Origin of the sequence: Mesobacillus foraminis (assembly GCF_004340465.1) — a bacterium.
In the GTDB taxonomy this organism is placed as follows: domain Bacteria; phylum Bacillota; class Bacilli; order Bacillales; family Cytobacillaceae; genus Mesobacillus_B; species Mesobacillus_B foraminis.
Genome location: NZ_SLVV01000008.1, coordinates 122,504 through 141,682, shown reverse-complemented (window position 1 = coordinate 141,682; position 19,179 = coordinate 122,504). Strand labels below are relative to the sequence as shown.

17 protein-coding genes are annotated in these 19,179 nt (G+C 47.8%); 5 read left to right on the top strand and 12 right to left on the bottom strand.

The genetic code is table 11. The features are described 5' to 3' along the window. Position 1 precedes the first annotated feature (1 nt). The 3 genes from EV146_RS15745 to EV146_RS15735 all read right to left on the bottom strand — a co-directional run bounded on the left by EV146_RS15745 (position 2) and on the right by EV146_RS15735 (position 4,466). On the bottom strand, positions 2-856 hold the full coding sequence (locus EV146_RS15745; protein ID WP_121610522.1) for a 3-hydroxybutyryl-CoA dehydrogenase: 855 nt from the start codon (positions 854-856) through the stop codon (positions 2-4). 67 nt (positions 857-923) lie between these two features. After that, a complete protein-coding gene (locus tag EV146_RS15740; protein WP_132008004.1) occupies positions 924-2,111 on the bottom strand; it encodes an acetyl-CoA C-acetyltransferase in 1,188 nt (395 codons plus the stop codon). 243 nt (positions 2,112-2,354) lie between these two features. After that, entirely contained in the window at positions 2,355-4,466 is a 2,112-nt protein-coding gene (locus tag EV146_RS15735; RefSeq protein WP_132008001.1) for a (Fe-S)-binding protein, read from the bottom strand. Positions 4,467-4,756: 290 nt separating this feature from the next. Between EV146_RS15735 and cls the strand changes: the two genes are divergently transcribed. Both cls and uvsE read left to right on the top strand, forming a co-directional pair. Further along, the gene (gene cls, locus EV146_RS15730) at positions 4,757-5,956 is read left to right on the top strand and encodes a cardiolipin synthase (protein WP_309136114.1); all 1,200 of its coding nucleotides are present in this window, start codon (positions 4,757-4,759) and stop codon (positions 5,954-5,956) included. A 20-nt stretch (positions 5,957-5,976) separates the two neighbouring features. Then, positions 5,977-6,933: a UV DNA damage repair endonuclease UvsE gene (uvsE, locus tag EV146_RS15725; RefSeq protein ID WP_132007998.1), complete on the top strand. Its 957-nt coding sequence runs from the start codon at positions 5,977-5,979 to the stop codon at positions 6,931-6,933. 284 nt (positions 6,934-7,217) lie between these two features. Here uvsE and argS read toward each other — a convergent pair whose 3' ends face one another. The 4 genes from argS to speE form a co-directional block, all read right to left on the bottom strand. After that, the gene (gene argS, locus EV146_RS15720; RefSeq protein WP_132007995.1) at positions 7,218-8,888 is read right to left on the bottom strand and encodes an arginine--tRNA ligase; all 1,671 of its coding nucleotides are present in this window, start codon (positions 8,886-8,888) and stop codon (positions 7,218-7,220) included. Beyond that, on the bottom strand, positions 8,885-9,325 hold the full coding sequence (locus tag EV146_RS15715) for a YwiB family protein (protein ID WP_132007992.1): 441 nt from the start codon (positions 9,323-9,325) through the stop codon (positions 8,885-8,887). Before EV146_RS15715 ends, argS begins: the two co-directional genes overlap by 4 nt. A 290-nt stretch (positions 9,326-9,615) precedes the next feature. After that, the gene (gene speB, locus EV146_RS15710; protein ID WP_121610516.1) at positions 9,616-10,488 is read right to left on the bottom strand and encodes an agmatinase; all 873 of its coding nucleotides are present in this window, start codon (positions 10,486-10,488) and stop codon (positions 9,616-9,618) included. A 112-nt stretch (positions 10,489-10,600) separates the two neighbouring features. After that, the gene (gene speE / locus EV146_RS15705; protein ID WP_121613835.1) at positions 10,601-11,428 is read right to left on the bottom strand and encodes a spermidine synthase; all 828 of its coding nucleotides are present in this window, start codon (positions 11,426-11,428) and stop codon (positions 10,601-10,603) included. A 288-nt stretch (positions 11,429-11,716) separates the two neighbouring features. Here speE and EV146_RS15700 point away from each other — a divergent pair, with 288 nt between their 5' ends. Further along, entirely contained in the window at positions 11,717-13,786 is a 2,070-nt protein-coding gene (locus tag EV146_RS15700; RefSeq protein WP_132007989.1) for a transglycosylase domain-containing protein, read from the top strand. A 165-nt stretch (positions 13,787-13,951) separates the two neighbouring features. Here the strand turns inward: EV146_RS15700 and EV146_RS15695 are convergent, their stop codons facing one another. Next, positions 13,952-14,464 (bottom strand): YwhD family protein, encoded by a 513-nt coding sequence (locus EV146_RS15695; protein WP_132007985.1) that lies wholly within the window; start codon positions 14,462-14,464, stop codon positions 13,952-13,954. A gap of 12 nt (positions 14,465-14,476) precedes the next feature. Then, positions 14,477-15,130, bottom strand: a complete 654-nt coding sequence (locus tag EV146_RS15690) for a site-2 protease family protein (protein ID WP_132007982.1) — start codon at positions 15,128-15,130, stop codon at positions 14,477-14,479. A 149-nt stretch (positions 15,131-15,279) separates the two neighbouring features. Here EV146_RS15690 and EV146_RS15685 point away from each other — a divergent pair, with 149 nt between their 5' ends. After that, positions 15,280-15,465, top strand: coding sequence for a 2-hydroxymuconate tautomerase (locus tag EV146_RS15685; RefSeq protein WP_121610512.1), 186 nt, complete (start codon positions 15,280-15,282; stop codon positions 15,463-15,465). A 195-nt stretch (positions 15,466-15,660) separates the two neighbouring features. Here the strand turns inward: EV146_RS15685 and EV146_RS15680 are convergent, their stop codons facing one another. The 3 genes from EV146_RS15680 to EV146_RS15670 form a co-directional block, all read right to left on the bottom strand. After that, positions 15,661-16,167 carry a YwgA family protein gene (locus EV146_RS15680; protein ID WP_132007979.1) on the bottom strand — a complete coding sequence of 169 codons (507 nt, stop codon included), beginning with the start codon at positions 16,165-16,167 and terminating at the stop codon, positions 15,661-15,663. 72 nt (positions 16,168-16,239) lie between these two features. After that, positions 16,240-17,529, bottom strand: coding sequence for an HD domain-containing protein (locus EV146_RS15675; protein ID WP_132007976.1), 1,290 nt, complete (start codon positions 17,527-17,529; stop codon positions 16,240-16,242). Between the two features lie 201 nt (positions 17,530-17,730). After that, positions 17,731-17,952, bottom strand: a complete 222-nt coding sequence (locus EV146_RS15670) for a YuzB family protein (RefSeq protein ID WP_121610509.1) — start codon at positions 17,950-17,952, stop codon at positions 17,731-17,733. A 214-nt stretch (positions 17,953-18,166) separates the two neighbouring features. Here EV146_RS15670 and EV146_RS28175 point away from each other — a divergent pair, with 214 nt between their 5' ends. After that, positions 18,167-19,135 carry an RsfA family transcriptional regulator gene (locus EV146_RS28175; protein ID WP_132007973.1) on the top strand — a complete coding sequence of 323 codons (969 nt, stop codon included), beginning with the start codon at positions 18,167-18,169 and terminating at the stop codon, positions 19,133-19,135. Positions 19,136-19,179: the final 44 nt, after the last annotated feature.

The window sequence follows — 19,179 nt, the reverse complement described above, 5'->3', positions numbered from 1 at the left end:
ATCATGATTCGTAGCTGTAAAAGCCGCGGCCGGACTTCCGGCCAAGCCACCCTGCCTTCACATACTTCCGCAGAAGCGGGCATGGACGGTATTTGTCATCTCCAAATCCTTCATGAAGCGTCTCCATAATATAAAGACAGGTATCCAGCCCAATGAAATCAGCCAGGGTTAAAGGACCCATCGGGTGATTCATGCCAAGTTTCATCACTTCATCGATTGCCTCTTTGGAAGCTACCCCTTCATATAAGGTGAAAATCGCCTCATTGATCATGGGCATAAGAATCCGGTTGGACACAAAGCCAGGAAAATCTTCGACCTCCACCGGAACCTTGCCGATCCTTTCCGTTATGCTTTCAATTGTCTGATAGACTTCGTCCGCAGTGGCAAGCCCGCGAATAATTTCCACAAGCTTCATGACCGGCACGGGGTTCATAAAATGCATCCCGATGACCTTCTCCGGCCGCCTCGTGGCTGCGGCGATCTCTGTTATTGGCAAGGAGGAGGTGTTGGTCGCCAAAATCGCATGATCTGGCGCCAGCTCATCAAGCTGCGCAAACAGCTTGGTTTTAACTTCCATGTTTTCAATGGCTGCCTCGATCACCAGGTCGGCTCCTCTAGAATCCTGGATGTCTGAAGAGGCTGCAATTCGGCCGAGGATCTCTTCCTTCTGCGTGGTTGTCAGTCGCCCCTTCTCCACCTGGCGGGCCAGATTTTTGCCGATGACACCCAATCCCCGCTCAACGAACTCGGCCTTCAGGTCATTCAGGAGGACCGAATATCCTGCTTCGGCGCAAACCTGTGCAATCCCTGATCCCATCTGCCCAGCCCCGATCACCATAATCTTTTCAACCTTCATCCCTCTGCCTCCTCATTTTGTTCAAAGACTTGTGCATGTGCCCATTCTACTTATCTATGAACCTGCATCAGCTTCCCGGCACCTCAATCATGATGGCATCTCCCTGCCCTCCTCCAGAACAGATGGCTGCGATTCCGATTCCGCCGCCGCGGCGCTTCAGCTCGTGCATAAGGGTTAAAATAATTCTTGTTCCGCTGGCTCCGATCGGATGGCCAAGAGCAACCGCCCCGCCATTCACATTAATCTTCTCGTGGTCAAGGCCTGCAATTTGCCCGCTGGCAAGGGCGACAGCCGCAAACGCCTCATTGATTTCAAAAAGATCAATCTCTTCAACGGACTTCCCTGTTTTCTTCAGCAGTTCGTTAATCACAAGGCCTGGCGTTTTCGGAAAATCCTTGGCCTCCAGCGCAACGGCTGCATGAGCAAGGATCACTCCCTGCGGCTTATGGCCCTCACGCTCGGCTCTTTCCTCACTCATCAGAACAAGGGCAGCGGCCCCGTCATTCACACCTGGCGCATTTCCGGCCGTAATCGTTCCATCATGGTCAAATACCGGCTTCAGCTTGCTGAGACTTTCGATACTTGTATCCTTTCTGGGCGCTTCATCATGCTCAACCAAAACAGGCTCGCCCCTCCTCTGGGGAACTTCGACCGGCACGATTTCCTCCGCCAAAATCCCTGAGTCAACCGCTTGAATCACCCTTTGGTGGCTTCGAAGCGCCCATTGGTCCTGTTCTTCCCTGCTGATTTCCAGTTCCTTTGCCGTACCATTTCCATAGGTCCCCATGTGGACTCCAGTAAACGAACAAGTTAGCCCGTCATGAATCATTAAATCCTTCACGGCGGAATCTCCCATTCTTAATCCCCAGCGTGCTTTAGGCAGCGCATAAGGGGCGTTGCTCATCGACTCCATCCCCCCTGCAACAATCAGCTCTTCCTCGCCAGTCCTGATCAGCAAGTCCGCAAGCGTCACACTTCGCATGCCGGACGCACAGACCTTGTTCACAAGCTCCGTTTTCACTTCCCATGGAAGTCCTGCATGCCTGGCCGCCTGCCGGGATGGAAGCTGCCCCTGGCCTCCCTGAAGGACGTTCCCCAGAATAACTTCACCTACCACTGCCGGATTCACTCCCGCTCGCCTCAAGGCTTCCTTGATGGCGATGCCCCCAAGTTCGGAAGCCGTAAAGCTGCTCAAGCTTCCTCCCATTTTCCCGATTGGTGTTCTTGCCCCTGCCAAAATGACGGTTTTCCCCATTCTTCTTCTCCCCTTTTCGTAAAGTGAATAATAATTTAGTTCAGTTCCACCAATGCAAGCCTGTTTGACCGAACGCTCGCTCAGCCTGTACCCGGCGTTTTTCTGTTCTGTTACATCCTATGAAAGCGTTTAAATTAAATTATTGCACAGGTGATTTTTACCGGGAAAATTCAGCGGCGAGATTCCCGCCGCTGAACCGATGGATGGCACTTGAAGTTCCCGGATCCTGTCTTAACGCTAGATTTATGAAACTACAGGCTGTTTTTCCCCAAACACTGATTTCTCAAGAAGCTCGGCGACATCGTAGGTGCTCACACTTTCCTCCACTTCTTTCGCTTTTGTTCCATCTGTCAGCATCGTCAGGCAGTATGGACAGCCGGAGCTGATAACCGACGGATTGACAGCCAGGGCCTGTTCAGTACGGGCAACATTGATCCGGTGCCCCGTTTCCTCCTCCATCCACATCAGCCCGCCGCCGGCACCGCAGCACATGGCATTTTCACGGCTGCGCTCGATTTCCTTCAGCGTGACTCCCGGAATGGCCTTGATGATCTCACGAGGTGCATCATATACCTCGTTGTATCTTCCCAGATAACAGGAATCGTGGAACGCAATCGTTTCATCAAGGGAGTGCTTCGGCACAAGCCTTCCTTCCTTCACCAGCTGCGAAAGCAATTCCGTATGGTGGTAGACCTCGGCCTCGAGGCCGAAATCGGGGTACTCATTTTTAAAAATATTGTAGGCATGAGGATCAATCGTAACGATTTTCTTAACATCGTTCTTTTCGAACTCCTCAATATTCTTTGCCGCCAGCTCCTGAAACAGGAACTCGTTTCCAAGACGCCTTGGCGTGTCCCCTGAATTTTTTTCCTTGTTTCCGAGAATGGCAAATTTGACGCCAGCTTCATTCAGCAGCCTGGCAAAGCTTAACGCAATCTTCTGGCTGCGATTGTCAAACGCCCCCATCGCCCCAACCCAGAAAAGGTATTCGAACTCTTCCCCGGCTTTTTTTACTTCCTTTACGGTTGGAATCACTACATCATCCCGCAAACCGCGCCAGTTTTCCTTCTCTTTCCGGTTTAGCCCCCAGGGGTTTCCCTGCCTTTCAATATTGGTCATCGCCCGCTGTGCGTCTCCGTCCATTTTGCCTTCCGTTAGCACCAGGTAACGGCGCAGATCAATAATTTTATCAACATGTTCGTTCATGACCGGACACTGGTCCTCACAATTCCGGCAGGTTGTACAGGCCCAGATTTCTTCTTCCGTGATCACATCTCCGATCAGGCTTGGATTGTATGCCAGACTCGCGGCCGCTTCCTCGGCTCCCGCACCTGCACCGGCCAGGGCAAGCTGATTGCCGGTTGTATTGGCAAACGCAAACGCAGGGACCCATGGCTGTTTCGAGGTAACAGCCGCCCCATGGTTTGTCAGATGGTCACGCATCTTGAGGATCAGATCCATCGGCGAAAGCATTTTCCCTGTTCCTGTGGCCGGGCACATATTCGTACAGCGCCCGCATTCCACACAGGCGTAAAAGTCGATCATCTGCTCCTGGGTAAAATCAGTAATTTTCCCTACCCCGAAGCTTTCCTGCGTTTCGTCCTCAAAGTCAATCTTGCTTGGTTTAGCAGCAGGCCCGACACGTGTCAGATAGACATTCGCAGGTCCTGCAATCAAGTGGGCATGCTTCCCCTGCGGCACATATACCAGGAATGACAGCAGGAAGACCAAGTGAATCCACCAGGCAATGTAAAATACCGCAATTGCCCCGGTCACGGGAAGCCAGGAAAACGCGCCGGCAATCAGAGAGGCAACAGGCTCCGTCCAAGTCCCTTCATGGCCGTGCCAGATCAGGCTCATCCCATTGCCCAAAAGGACCGAGAGCATCAGGCCGCCAATAAATAACAGCACAAGCCCATTTTTAAAGCCGCGTTTCAATCGGACCAGTTTTTCCACATAGCGCCGGTGGAAAGCCCAGACAACGGCGACGAGAATCAATAAGGTAACAATTTCCTGAAAAAAGGTGAAGGCTGGATAGAGCGGCCCAAGGGGCAGGTGCGAGCCGGGATTTATCCCTTTCCAGATAAAATCGATTGCCCCAAACTGGACCAAAATAAATCCATAAAAAAACATCACATGAATGATTCCGCTCTTTTTGTCCTTCATGAGCTTCTTCTGGCCAAACACCATGACCCAGATCCTGTTAAGGCGCTCTTTTACATGGTCATCAAACTGAGATTCCTTCCCTAGCCTGATATACTGGATCCTTGTCCTGACCACATAGACGAACAGACTGACTGCGTAAGCGGTTACAAAAAGGAATGCGATCAGATTAACCCAAAGCAGACCGTTCATAATTCAACTCCCTTTCCCTGAAGTACGGACGAATGAAGGCCGGTGTCCTGGTGAAAATTCTAAACCAAAGGAATTTTCAGAATTTGTTCTTAATTTCATTATATAATGAATGAGCATTCAGTCAACTTTTTTCTTAAAAAATTGTATTTTTGTTTTCTGCAGACATATTGCCAGTAATTTGCTCATAGATATGGAAGATTCGGCAACAATAAAAAAAACTCTCTGAAACAGGAACCCCTAGTACCATATTTTCATTATAAACAGACTCTAATCAAAGGAGCCGGATTGCTGTGGAGATTTCACTATGGATATTGAGCATCATTGTCGGACTGCTCCTGCTGGCGGCACTTGATTTTACACTTGGGAGAAGGAAGCACCTTTCAAAGGTAAATAAAAGAACCTTCCCCGTCAGGAAGAGTGACATAGACATTTTCATTCACGGGCCTGATTTGTTTGAGGACTATTTTAACGAGGTAAAAAAAGCTAAGAAGCATATCCATATTTTGTTTTACATTGTCAAAAACGACCCAATTTCAAATGAATTCCTGGGAATCCTGAAGGAGAAGGCCCGGCAAGGCGTCGAGGTCCGGCTGCTTGTGGACTGGGTCGGATGCCGGATTTCACGCAAGTCCAGGAAAGAGCTTAAGGAAGCAGGCGTGGAGTTTGCCTTCAGTCAAAAGCCAAGGCTCCCTTTCTTGTTTTATTCCTCGCAGGTCAGGAACCATCGCAAAATAACCGTACTTGATGGATGCATCGGCTTTTTTGGCGGCTTCAATATCGGAAAGGAATACATCGACCTGGATAAGAAGCTCAGCCCGTGGCGGGATTATCACCTAAAATTAACAGGCGATGGAGTGCAGGACCTGCAAAAAGAGTTCCTGATTGACTGGAAGGACTCGGCTAAAATCAATCTGCTGCAAAAGGAGCTTTACTTTCCTAAGCAGAAACAGGGAAGCATTCCCCACCAGTTTGTCCCGTCCGAAGGCAGGCTGCTCGAGGACACTTTATACAACCTTATCACTAAGGCTGAGGAATCGATTTTTATCGGAACACCCTACTTCATTCCCAGCCAGAGAATCTTTACGGAACTGCTTGACGCGATCGACCGAGGTGTCTCCCTGACTCTGCTTGTCCCTTTTAAAGCGGACCACCTTCTTGTCAAAGAAGCGAGCTACCAATACCTGCGCACGCTTTTAAAAGCAGGGGCAGAGGTTCATCAATATAAAAAAGGCTTTTATCATGCCAAGGTTCTCGTCATTGATGACACACTTTGCGACCTAGGGACAGCAAATTTCGACAAACGGAGCATGTTCCTTAATTTTGAGCTGAATTGTCTAGTTTATGATTTTAACTTTATCAGGAGAGTAAAAGGGATCCTTCACCAGGACCTTTTAGATTCGAAACCTGTCAGTCTTTCTGAGTTAACGACGTTCAACCCATACAGGGCTCTCAAAGAAAGAACTGCGCGGACAGTCTCCTACTTTCTCTGATTTTATAAAGGAGGCTTGCTATGATTATTCGGTTTGGTTACGTTTCCACAGCCATTTCCTTATGGGAGGCTTCCCCTTCCAAGGCGGTGACCTTCGCAAGGTACAGCCAGCTGCCCGAAGAGGAGCGCATGGACAAGCTTTTGTCGGTTACCTCGATAAACCTGGAAAATACGAAAAGAATGATTCATTACAATATTGCGCATGACATCCCGCTTTATCGTTTTTCGAGCTCGATTGCACCGCTAGCCACCCATCCCGAGGTCAACTGGGACTTCGTCACTCCATTCCGGGATAAGTGGACCGAAATCGGCGAGCTGGTTCGTGCACATGGCATCAGAACGAGCTTTCATCCAAACCAGTATACGCTGTTTACCTCGCCTCGCCCGAACGTGACGGACAATGCCGTCATCGATATGGAGTACCATTACCGGATGCTTGAGGCCATGGGCCTTGAAAACGAGGCCATTCTCAATATTCATATCGGCGGGGCTTATGGGGACAAAGCGGAGACGATTGTAAGATTCCATGAAAATTTCAAGAAGCTCCCCGCCCATATCAAATCCATTACAACACTGGAAAATGACGATAAAACCTACAATGCCGATGAAACCCTGGCTGCATGCCAGAAAGAAGATGTCCCCTTGATGTTTGATTATCACCATCATATGGCCAATCTCGGCACCATGCCGCTGGAAGAGCTGCTGCCGCAGGGATTTGCCACCTGGGAACGGCTCGGGCTGCGGCCAAAGATTCATATCTCCTCTCCCAAGTCGGAGAAAACCTTCCGCTCCCATGCCGACTATGTCGATCCAGAATTCATCAAACCGCTGATCGATATCCTGCGCGGAATCGGCCAGGACGTCGACTTTATGATCGAGGCCAAGCGAAAAGACCAGGCCACCCTCGCATTAGTAGAAGATTTAAGTAAAATACGGGGCGTAAAACGAATCGGCGGGGCTACTTTAGAGTGGAAATAGCGTAAAAGGATCCTGATTTTAGTATTTTGCTTAAAGATTTGGGAGTTTTTATTGCTGGAGTATCTTTAATTCCGATGTGCATCGGTTTATTTCCGATGTGCGTCGGTTTATTCCCGATGCGTGCCGATACACATCCATTTGTGTCGAATTATTCCTGATTAGCACAGCTTTATTCCTGATTGTGATCGTTATATTCCTTTTTGCTGTAAAACATTTACAGCAAAGAGGAAAAGAGACCTATAAAAACAAAAGGCCATCTCCCAACCAGAGATGGCCTTCCATTATTACATTTTTTCAGGAGCAGATACTCCGATGAGCTCCAATGCATTCTTCAATGTTACTTGTACTGATTTTACCAGTCCGAGACGGGCTGATGTTCTGTCAGCATGCTCGGCGTCAAGGACCTTTTCAGCGTTATAGAAGCTATGGAAGGCAGATGCAAGGTCGAAAATATAATTCGTTACGCGGTGCGGCACTCGTTTCTGCGCTGCTTCCGCCACTGCCTGCGGGAATTCCCCAAGCTTCTTCAGCAGGTCGATTTCCTTTTCAGCACCCACCAGGCTGAAATCAGCCTCCGTTGTAACAGCAGCACCCTGCTCCTCTGCCTGGCGAAGAATCGAGCAAATCCGTGCATGCGCATATTGTGCATAATACACCGGGTTATCATTGGACTGGGACACAGCAAGGTCCAGGTCGAAGTCCATATGAGTGTCCGAGCTTCTCATCGCAAAGAAATAACGAGTGGCATCGAGGCCGACCTCATCGGTCAGGTCACGCATCGTGACTGCTTTCCCAGTCCGTTTGCTCATCTTCATTTTTTCGCCGTTCTTGTATAGATGGACAAGCTGGATAATTTCCACTTCCAGAGCTTCCCCGTCATAGCCAAGCGCCTGGATGGCCGCTCTCATCCGTGGAATATAGCCATGGTGGTCGGCGCCCCACACGTTGATCAGCTTTTCAAAGCCGCGCTCGAGCTTATCCTTGTGGTAGGCAATATCCGGAAGAAGATACGTGAAAGAGCCATCCTGCTTGATGAGGACACGGTCCTTGTCATCGCCGAATGCAGTCGAACGGAACCAGGTTGCCCCGTCCTCTTCGTAAATATGCCCATTCTCTTTAAGAGTTTCAAGGGCCTTTTCAATTTTGCCATTATGGTAAAGAGAAGTTTCCGAATACCATACATCAAAGCCGACGCGGAAGTTCTCAAGATCCTTTTTCAGCTTTTCCATTTCGTATTTCAGGCCATATTCGCGGAACTCAGCAAAGCGTTCCTCGTCAGGCATGGAAACGAATTTATCGCCATGCTCTTCAGCAAGCTTTTTGCCGATTCCGACAATGTCGGCACCGTGATAGCCGTCTTCCGGCATTTCTTTATCCATCCCAAGTGCCTGAAAATAGCGTGCTTCAACGGATAAAGCCAGATTGTTGATCTGATTTCCTGCATCATTGATGTAATACTCACGGGACACATCATAGCCAGCCTTTGCCAGCACATTGCTCAGGGAGTCCCCAATTGCTGCACCGCGGGCATGTCCAAGATGCAGGTCCCCTGTTGGATTGGCAGAAACAAATTCCACCTGGACTTTCTGACCGTTGCCGACATTCGTCTCGCCGTAGCGGCTTCCTGCTTCAAGAATTGCAGGAATCAAGTCAGTAAGATAGCTGTTATTCATATAAAAATTGATAAAACCAGGCCCGGCAATTTCAATTTTTTCAATGGACGCTTTGCTTTTATCAAAGTGTTCCACAAGCTCCTCCGCGATTTTGCGAGGTGCCTTTTTGGCTACACGAGCAAGCTGCATCGCCATGTTGGTGGAGTAATCACCATGGGCTTTTTCCTTTGGAAGCTCAAGGACGACTCCCGGAATCTGATCCTCTGCTGCAAGGCCCGCTTTTAAAACGGCATTTTTGATTTCTTCTTTGAGCTTGTTCTGAACCTGCTCGACTATGTTCATTTCCGTTCCTCCTTGTAATCAATGTTCATCTGATATGTACCTGCATGTGCGCCCTGTATCGCCAGTTCATAAAAGACCTTTATCATTCCGCTGCTGCTGCCCATGGCAATGTCCACTTTCCTGGTATCCGCTTCAGTCTGCAGCAGTCCGTATGGCGAGTGGTAATTTCCCGGCGTTTTTTTATCCTGCAAGAGATGAAGCCTCATCTTGATCGCACCTGACCTAAGGATCAGCACTTCATTTCCGGATGCTTTTACAGTCGTGTGGACGACCCCTTCCTCCATCGTCTCATCGTATTGAAGGTAGGAGCTTCTGCCCTTTTTATAATATCGGCCAAAGGTGGTCAATTCATAGGTTTCCTGCTGCTCCCCATCCTGTATGGCCGTTGTAACGGTAACTTTGACAGGATTCTGTTCTGCGGGCCTGTTGTTCGACACCGACAACACATCCTTTTCATTTTATCAAACTTCTGCTGAAAAATACGACAGCGTTTTTTATCCCATTATAAACCATTAGTATAAATATTCCGGGAAGAAATCTCAAGGGCTCGATCAAGTTCTTTTAAAATAAACCCAGTTTGAGTTTAGATCCAGGTATTCATTTCTCAAAAGCGGGCAATCCCTGCTGTTCCTGCGGATTGCCTACTTCCCCAAAAGTTAGGCTCCATTCAGCCCCACAGCTAAAATAAAAAAGCTGGCCCGAAATTAAATTCTGGCCAGCCTTTTTCCTATTTTACAAATCCCAAAAGCATTTCGCGAATGAGCTTGCTTGCTGTGTTTGCCGTCTGTTCAGACTGATCATAGATTGGAGCAACCTCGACAAGATCGGCACCCACTACATTGATTTCAGAACGGGCAATCTCATGGATGGACGCCAGCAGCTCCTTCGAGGTGATGCCGCCAGCATCCACCGTGCCAGTCCCAGGCGCATGAGCCGGATCGAGTACATCAATGTCGATTGTTACATAGACCGGACGCCCTGCAAGCTTTGGAAGGATTTCTTTCAGCGGCTCGAGAACTTCAAACTTGGAAATATGCATGCCTGCATTTTTCGCCCATTCAAACTCTTCCTTCATGCCTGAACGAATGCCAAAGGAAAATACATTTTCCGGCCCGATCAATTCCGCAATTTTACGGATTGGGGTGGAGTGTGAGAGCGGCTCGCCCTCATAATGCTCGCGCAAATCGGTATGGGCATCCATATGGATGATAGCCAGATCCTTGTATTTAGCAGCCATGGCCTTCATGACCGGCCAAGACACAAGATGCTCCCCGCCCATTCCAAGAGGGAATTTGTCCTCTGCTAAAAGCTTGGTAACGAAGTCTTCAATGATATCAAGGCTGCGCTGCGGGTTTCCAAAAGGCAGCGGAATATCTCCAGCATCAAAATATTTCACCTCATGGAGCTCGCGGTCAAGATAGGCACTGTATTCCTCAAGTCCGATTGATACTTCACGAATGCGCGCCGGGCCAAACCGGGATCCGGGGCGGTAGCTTACCGTCCAGTCCATCGGCATCCCGTAGAGCACAACCCTGCTTTCTGGAAAATCTGAATTAGTCCCAATAAATACATTGCCTGAATAGGCTTCATCAAAACGCATGGCTAATAACCCTCTCTCTTTGGTCTTAATTTAAGGATTTCAGGCCGACCTGTATTGGCCGGCCTGTAATATGCTTCCTTCAGCGGAAGTTTGTTTGTCTTTGTCTTCTGACTTATTTTACAAGGTCACCAACAAATTTAGGCAGCACAAACGCTGCTTTATGAAGCTCTTTTGTATAGTACTTTGTCTCGATGTCATGGAAGCGGTCCTCGCTTACCTCAAGCGGATCATGCTTCTTGGAACCGATCGTGAATGCCCACATGCCGCTTGGGTAGGTTGGGATGTTGGCAATGTAAAGGCGCGTAATCGGGAAAATTTCCTTTACATCTTTTTGAACATTGCGGATCAGGTCGGCCTTGAACCAGGGGTTGTCCGACTGGGCAACAAAAATGCCGTCCTCTTTTAATGCCTTGGAGATTCCGGCATAAAACCCTCTCGTAAACAGGTTCACCGCCGGACCGACTGGCTCCGTGGAGTCCACCATGATGACATCATACTCATTTTCGCTCTCAGCGATGTGCATGAAGCCGTCAGCGACCTTCACTTCTACGCGAGGATCATCAAGCTTGCCGGCAATTTCCGGAAGAAACTTCTTTGAGTATTCAATGACCTTGCCGTCGATATCCACCAGCGTTGCTTTTTTCACGCTTGGGTGCTTAAGGACTTCGCGAATCACTCCTCCGTCCCCGCCGCCGACAACCAGGATATTTTCCGGGTTTGGATGTGTGAACAATGGGACATGCGCGACCATTTCATGATAGACGAACTCATCTTTGACGGACGTCATGACCATGCCATCCAGAAGAAGCATATTCCCCCACTCTTCTGTTTCAACCATATCAAGCTTTTGGAATTCTGTTTGTTCTGTATGTAACGTTTGATTGACCTTCATGGTAATCCCGAAATTATCTGTTTGTTTTTCTGTAAACCAAAGACCCATTTTATTTTCATCCTTTCTGTTTTGGACTTTTCCAAGGATTTGCGTCATTGGACAATATTTTTACTTTTCCCCAAGATGTCAATTACAAACGCTCAATCTATTTGCAAACAACAGGAAAAGTATAGTGGAATCCAGAGAAAATGCAAGAATTTTTTTGACCCTCCTGAAAATGTCAATGTTAAGTTATGGAAGGTACACGAAATCGAGAAAAGATTCCCCTGCAGGTTTAAAAGCCGCACGCTTTTTCCATAATGGCTAATAACTAGATTTCAATAGGGGGAAATATGCATGGAGCTAATGACAGACCAGAGGTTCCGCAAGACCGTTAAAATTTTTCGAGCCCTGTTTTTTATCGGAACGATGTGCCTCACCGTCCTGATGCTTGCCTATTTTTCAGTGCTGGGCTATGCCAAAATCCTTGGCCCTCCCCCGCTTGCCGTGCCCCAGTCCACCTTGTTCCTGACGGATGACGGCAAGGTGTTCGGTGAAAGTGACAGCGGACAGAAACGTTATTGGGTTCCGCTCAAAGATATCTCCCCTGACCTGGTGAAGGCCACCCTTTCCATTGAGGACAGGAACTTTTATGGGCACAGCGGCTTTGACTATAAACGGATTGCCGGGGCGGCGCTTGCTGATATCAAAGCAATGGCAAAGGTTCAGGGAGCCAGCACCATCACCCAGCAGTACGCCCGCAACCTCTATCTGGAACACGATAAAACCTGGAAGCGGAAAGCAGCAGAGGCCTTTTATACGATCAGGCTGGAAATGAACTATTCTAAAAATGAAATTCTTGAAGGTTATTTAAATACAATTTATTACGGAAATGGCGCATATGGGGTCCAGGCAGCGAGCCAGTACTATTATGGAAAGGATGCACGTGACCTGTCCCTGGCTGAATCAGCCATGCTTGCCGGAATTCCAAAGGGGCCAGGCATTTACTCCCCGTTTGCCTCAATGGAAAAGGCATCCGGCCGGCAGCAAATCATCCTGAATGCAATGGAATCAAAAGGCTATATCAGCAAAAAGGAAGCAAAGAGCGCGGCATCCCAGGAGCTAGAACTTGTCGGCGAACATCCAACAGGTGATCTTGGGCAGGCGCCCTATTTTCTGGACGCCGTTAAAAATGCTTTGAAAAACACCCTGCAGCTGGATGACAGAACGATCGAGCTCGGCGGGTTAAAGGTTTATACTACTCTTGATTTAAAGCAGCAAAAGCTTGCGGAAGAAGCGGTTGCCAATCATATATCCAACGAGACAGACATTCAGGCCGGGCTGGTTGCAATGGATCCGAAAAACGGCCATGTGAAAGCCTTGGTCGGAGGAAGAAATTATGAAGATAGCCCGTTTAACAGGGCCGTCCAGGCGGTTCGCCAGCCAGGTTCCACCTTGAAGCCGCTGCTTTACTATGCTGCTCTCGAGCAGGGATTCACTCCCTCCACCACGATGAAAAGTGAACTGACCACTTTCCGTTTTGACGATGGAAATGAAGAATACACTCCGCATAATTTTAACAATAAATATGCGGACGGAGAGATTACCATGGCCCAGGCCCTTGCCTTGTCCGACAATGTCTACGCGGTAAAGACCCACTTATTCCTTGGGGAAGAAACGCTGATTGAGACAGCGGAAAGGTTCGGGATCACGTCGAAAATGGATGAGGTTCCTTCCCTGGCCCTTGGGACCTCGGGAGTAAGGGTGATTGAAATGGCAGGCGCCTACAGCATCCTTGCCAATGGCGGGGAGAAGGTGGCCCCTGTCCTGATTCACAGGGTTGAAGATCACAGCGGTGAAGTCATTTATGAACATGATGAAAAAGGTGAACCGGTGCTGCAGCCTGAGCTGGCCTCCGTCATGACCCATATGATGACTGGAATGTTCGATAAAAAACTGAATGGCTACTCGTCCGTCACAGGAAGCTCCATGGCCGATGAAATGACGCGGCCCTATGCAGGAAAATCCGGTTCCACCGAAACAGACAGCTGGATGGTCGGGTTTGCCCCACAGCTCGTTACCGCCGTCTGGACAGGATATGACAAAGGAAAGCCAATCGAGCTGACAGCAGAAAAGTCCATAAGCAAAAACGTCTGGCTCGATTTTATGGAAAAGGCACTCGAAGATGAGCCTCGCAAAAAATTTAAAAAAGGAAAAGGGACGGTTGCGGTTTATGTAAATCCTGAAAATGGGAAGCTGGCAACAGATGACTGCCCAATCAAGCGGCTGACCTATTTCAAGGCAGGGACCGAGCCTCAGGATTACTGCACCGACCATCTGGACGAAGAGGAGCCGCTTCACAAAGAGAAAAAGCATGAGGAAAAACACGAAAAGCAGCCTTGGTACAAACGAATTTGGGGAAGTTAAATTCTTCTCCCCAATATGAAAAACCCCGAATGTCCAGTTCGGGGTTTTTCGTGTCCTAGTATAACGCGTGTCCAACGCTGTTATTAGTTTACAGTTTCTCGTGGTTTTGGGCAAGATAGACCACTAAATTCAGAAAACTTTCACATTTTAGACACATTTCTTAACTTAGCCGGCATCCAATCCTGCCTTCAGTTCCTGAGCCGACCGTTCCCACATTCCTTCGTCATGATTTTTAAGGAAATCAGCAAGAATTTGTTTGGACTTTTCATCCATATGCTCAACAATGATGTGGCGTTTAATGGACTTGTCAAGCCTGTTTACATGCTCCGGCAATACCTTATAGCCGCGGCGGATTTCCCTGTTGACCGTCATTTCGCATGCCGTTACACCAGCGTAATACGGTCCTGCTTCAGCCCGGTCAATTGTGACCCAGACCAGCCAATAGGGTTTTGCATCAGGTACTTCATCGCGGTTCGGAAGGAATTTAATCCCTTTTTCCACCGTGCTGCGGGCATGCATCGCCCCTACATCCACTTGAGCCTCTCCCGCCTCGACGTCAATGATGACCGGAGACACATTATCCAGTGACAAGCTTCCTTTCCCGAAGCCCTTATGCCCGTCCATCGGGTCTGGTTTGATAATATTAAAGCCAATATTCTTTTTCTTCTTTTCTTCCATTACAGCGACCTCCTAGCTTAAAAACAATTGAGAGAAGAACTCATTCAGTGATCCGTACAGAAACGGAAGCACCGTATTAAAAATCGGCTGGATCGTGTATTGGTCCAGCGGCGTAATGACAACGATCAAAAAGATCAGCGCCCCGTAATTTTCATACTGGGTCATTTTTGCCCGCACATCTGCCGGTGCCAGGTCCTCGATAATCCTGTACCCGTCAAGCGGCGGAAATGGCAGCAAGTTGAACACAAATAGCACTAAATTCAACCAGATAAAATGGTCCAAAAAAGTGATTAAAAACTCTGGAATGCCAGAAGCGAGACCGGCTGCGCCCAAGCCGTAAAAAAGGAGATACGCCAGGATAACCATCAAAAGGTTGCTGACAGGACCGGCTACCGACACCAGCACTCCGGCAAGGCGCGGATTTTTAAAAAAGAAGCGGTTGACAGGAACAGGCCTTGCCCAGCCAAAACCGGCTATAAAGATTAAAATCGTTCCCAGCGGATCAAGATGCTTCATGGGATTCAAAGTTAAACGGCCCTGCCTCGCAGCAGTGTCATCGCCAAACTTGTAGGCCACGAATGCATGCGCAAATTCATGGACCGAAAAAGCAATAATCAGCGCAGCGGCAACATACGGAATAGTTTCTAAAGAGTAAGCAAGACCCACATTCTAGTCTCCTTTTATTAGATGCTTCAAGTATACCTTATTCTTATTTGAAAGGGAAAAAAGGAAAGCTTGCACATTTATTGAAAGTATGGAAAACTCAACTTGATGACAGACGATGTTGTCGAGAAACATAGCAGGAGGATGAAACCATGCCATATGTTACGGTAAAAATGCTTGAAGGACGCAATGAAGAGCAGAAAAAAGCCCTTGTTGAAAAAGTAACGGATGCCGTTGTGGAAACAACCGGCGCATCCAAAGACAAAGTTGTTGTTTTTATCGAAGAAATGAGCAAAAACCACTACGCTGTTGCCGGAAAGCGGCTGAGTGACGAATAATCGGGAAAGAAGCTGACCCTCGGCCAGCTTCTTTTTAGGTATGTAATTGGTGCCCAACACTTATTCCTGATTACGTTCAGTTTATTCCTGATTGACTTCTATTTATTCCTGATTACGCCCCGTTTATTCCTAATAGCTGGTTTATTTTTACAAAGGACGAACAAATCGAGATCCACTAAAAAAAGAAGAGCGCGCCTACTGCACGGCTCTCCCCTTCAAAGATTCTATATATTCATATGCAGCATCGATTTCTTCATCGGTGTATTTCTGGCTTTTCTTCACCGTCTGAATCTTTTCCCTGACCTCGTCGTCTGGGAGATTATCAAAATATAAAACAGTAGAGACGAGTTCAAGGAATCTGGCATTCTGCGTATTGATGTCGGTCAGGCAATCGCCAAGCCTGGGCATTTCGATGGCATTCATGCCGAGAAACTCCTGGCCCGCTTCCGTCAGTGTGTAGCGGTATTGATAATAGCCGCCTTTTTTCTCTTTCACTTCGTTGAGGAAGCCCATATTGCACAGCTCCTCCACCCTTAGTGTCAGTTCCTCGGAATAAGGTCCGTAAAAATGGAACTGAAACCGTTCCTGAAAAGGAAAATCCATCTTCTTGGCGATATAAATCATTTTTTGCAGCTTCTTCCGTCCAATGACTTCACCCGAAAGCGCAATAGCATGAATGATTTTAGCATGGTCTTTTAACAAAACTCGTCAACTCCTGTTTCAAGTGTTCCTGTATCCTCTATTGTCAGCCGGCTTTCCTGTCCGGGCAGAAGCCTAAAGCTCAAGCAGCTTGATGATTTCTTCATGTTCTTTCCGATCCTTCAAAATCAAGTCCGCAGGATAATATAATTTATGGTCTGTCCGCCTTTTCCCCGAAATGGCGTCCACAATCTCTGATTCTCTGGATAGTTCTCGCAGCTCGCCGTTCTTCCTGAGAAGATGGATCGGCAGGCGTTCCTCTTCTTCACCCGGACGGTAAAAGTCATACGGCAGGTCCGAAGATGAATCGACAACAAGGTAATATTCCGGGTCAATGCCTGCTTTTTCGAACAGGACCGACAGCCTCGCCAGCTTTTTATACTCCTTGGCAGGGTCGAATTCGACATACTTGAACAGATTCCGGTTGATGAATCGGCTGCAGAGGTCCTTTAGAATGGGATCCTCTTCTTCCTCCCACATCTGAAAATAATAGAGGAAGATGCCTTCGTCCAATTTTAGATAGTCTTCCAGCGTAACACTGCCTTTAAACAATGAGTAAAAATGGAGCGGCATATGCTTGAAGGAATAGCCTTGCTCATGGAGATGCTTTGCTCGGTGAAGAATTTTGGTCAAGATCACTTCCGCGCTTCGCGTGACCGGGTGGAAATAAATTTGCCAGTACATCTGGTACCGGCTCATAATATAGTCCTCCACTGCGTGCATGCCGCTATGTTTGAACACCACCTGATCCTCTTTGGGGCGCATCACCCGAAGAATCCGTTCCATATCAAAATGGCCATAGCTGACACCGGTAAAATAGGCATCTCTCTGGAGATAGTCCATCCGGTCCGCATCAATCTGGCTGGAGATCAGGCTGACCACCAGCTTGTTTCCATAGGTCTTCGCAATGACCTCCGCCACTTTTTTGGGAAAATCAGCCGAAATGCGGGATAGTACCTGATTGACCTCAGTGTCCCCAAGAATGATGGCCCTTGTAAAATTCTCATGGTCCAGATCAAATACTTTCTCGAACGAATGGGAAAACGGTCCATGGCCCAAATCATGCAGCAAAGCCGCACAAAGGCTGAGGAGCCTCTCTTCCTGGTTCCACTCTGGACGTCCGTCGAATACATTATCGACAATCCGGCGGACAATCTCGTAGACGCCAAGTGAATGGTTAAACCGGCTGTGTTCGGCGCCATGAAAGGTCAAATAGGTGGTTCCCAGCTGTTTGACCCGGCGCAGCCGCTGGAATTCCTTCGTCCCCACCAGATCCCAGATCACCCTGTCCTGGACATGGATATAGCGGTGAACAGGATCTTTAAAAACCTTCTCTTCATTTAATTTTTCCGCCGAATATTCCATAGTTTTCCTTCTCCTTGTTTAACATGTTACTATTATAGCCCCTTTTATTCGCCAAATCATCCCGAAATCCTGCAAATTTCTACAATCTTCTTCGACAGTTCCGCAAACCCGCGCCACCATTGGGCTGGAAATTTTAGCAAACTTATAGAGTAATGACACTCAATAAAAAAGCCACCTTTAAGTGGTGCCTTAAAGATGACTTTATTTCAGCTTTTTATCGATTTTTTCCATCAGTTCATCCTCGGTCAAAGCTGCAACTGGCCGATTATTAACGAAAGCGAATGTTTTTTTCCTGCCCGGCCCGCAGTAAGACTGGCAGCCAATTTCAATTTTGGCATCAGGGTCTTTTTTCTGGAGGCGGGGGACGAGTGTTTTAATGTTTACGGCCTGGCAATCGTCGCAAACACGAAATTCGTTTGCCATTAAGGACAACCCTTTCTATATAAAAGATACATGTCTATTTTCACTAACAGGTATTTTACCTCTTATGCCCCGTGAATGCAACATGGGACCTTTCTATGAAAAATGGAAAAAATCTACTATCCTTTCAATCCAGAATGTATAAACCTTTTAAAATCAGGGCAAGCTTGGACTAGATCTTCATACATGAAAGAAATTTTTAAGGGAGCTGAAGAAAATGAAAGTACGCCAGGATGCCTGGACAGATGAAAACGATCTGCTGCTTGCCGAAACGGTGCTGAGGCACGTCAGGGAAGGCAGCACACAATTAAATGCCTTTGAGGAGGTTGGCGACAAGCTCGACCGCACCTCTGCCGCCTGCGGCTTCAGATGGAATGCGGTTGTCCGCCACCGATATGAAAAAGCCCTGCAGCTTGCAAAAAAGCAGCGTAAGCAGAGACAGAGAATCCTAGGGAAGGATCAGAGCGGCAAGAAAAAATTGCTGTATTCCCCTCCTGTACCTACCATTGACGATATTGGAATGCCACCTTCTGAATTGATGGAAACATCGGTGGAACTGACTGAAATGGCTCAGCCTGATTCTATGGAAGCATTTCAAACAATGAACTCGCTGGAGCTGCAGGATGCCTTTGGATTACAGGGGCTGCAGGAGCTGCAGGAATCCATGCTATTCAACGATTCACCGGATATAGATGACAGTCCTTCAGAGCCTTCCTCCGAATCTGAAACCGAAGTAGTCTCCGAATCTCAAGCGGAAACAGCAGAAGTCTCTGAATCAACTATACAAGAAGAAACAGAAGTGGAGACCACGGTTCAAAAAGAAATGGCAAGAACTTACAACCCAGCGCCAATGACGCAGCAAAGCCGCGTATCAACAGGACTGACACTTGGCCATGTAATCGCCTATCTCCAGAATTTAAATAACACGAACTTCCATGCAGATATCTACAAAAGTGAGAATGAAAGATTGAAGCGTGAAATCCACGGCTTAAGGAAAGAAAATGAAGAATTAAAAGAAAAAGTGAAAAAGCTGGAGCAGAATACCTTTACCATGCAGGAAGATTACGAGACACTGATGAAAATCATGAATCGTGCCCGCAAGCTAGTCCTGTTTGAAGAAGAAGAAAGACCGGCCACCAAGTTTAAAATGGACCGAAATGGCAATCTTGAAAAAGTTGCTGAATAACCTTTCTCTAGTTAATTAGCAAATTAGCGCAAGACCTAAAGCGC

What these genes read in the sequence shown, in the direction of transcription:
- EV146_RS15745 (WP_121610522.1), bottom strand. Translation starts at nt 856, where the DNA reads ATGAAGGTTGAAAAGATTATGGTGATCGGGGCTGGGCAGATGGGATCA.
- EV146_RS15740 (WP_132008004.1), bottom strand. Translation starts at nt 2,111, where the DNA reads ATGGGGAAAACCGTCATTTTGGCAGGGGCAAGAACACCAATCGGGAAA.
- EV146_RS15735 (WP_132008001.1), bottom strand. Translation starts at nt 4,466, where the DNA reads ATGAACGGTCTGCTTTGGGTTAATCTGATCGCATTCCTTTTTGTAACC.
- uvsE (WP_132007998.1), top strand. Translation starts at nt 5,977, where the DNA reads ATGATTATTCGGTTTGGTTACGTTTCCACAGCCATTTCCTTATGGGAG.
- argS (WP_132007995.1), bottom strand. Translation starts at nt 8,888, where the DNA reads ATGAACATAGTCGAGCAGGTTCAGAACAAGCTCAAAGAAGAAATCAAA.
- speB (WP_121610516.1), bottom strand. Translation starts at nt 10,488, where the DNA reads ATGCGTTTTGATGAAGCCTATTCAGGCAATGTATTTATTGGGACTAAT.
- speE (WP_121613835.1), bottom strand. Translation starts at nt 11,428, where the DNA reads ATGGGTCTTTGGTTTACAGAAAAACAAACAGATAATTTCGGGATTACC.
- EV146_RS15700 (WP_132007989.1), top strand. Translation starts at nt 11,717, where the DNA reads ATGGAGCTAATGACAGACCAGAGGTTCCGCAAGACCGTTAAAATTTTT.
- EV146_RS15695 (WP_132007985.1), bottom strand. Translation starts at nt 14,464, where the DNA reads ATGGAAGAAAAGAAGAAAAAGAATATTGGCTTTAATATTATCAAACCA.
- EV146_RS15685 (WP_121610512.1), top strand. Translation starts at nt 15,280, where the DNA reads ATGCCATATGTTACGGTAAAAATGCTTGAAGGACGCAATGAAGAGCAG.
- EV146_RS15675 (WP_132007976.1), bottom strand. Translation starts at nt 17,529, where the DNA reads ATGGAATATTCGGCGGAAAAATTAAATGAAGAGAAGGTTTTTAAAGAT.
- EV146_RS15670 (WP_121610509.1), bottom strand. Translation starts at nt 17,952, where the DNA reads ATGGCAAACGAATTTCGTGTTTGCGACGATTGCCAGGCCGTAAACATT.
- EV146_RS28175 (WP_132007973.1), top strand. Translation starts at nt 18,167, where the DNA reads ATGAAAGTACGCCAGGATGCCTGGACAGATGAAAACGATCTGCTGCTT.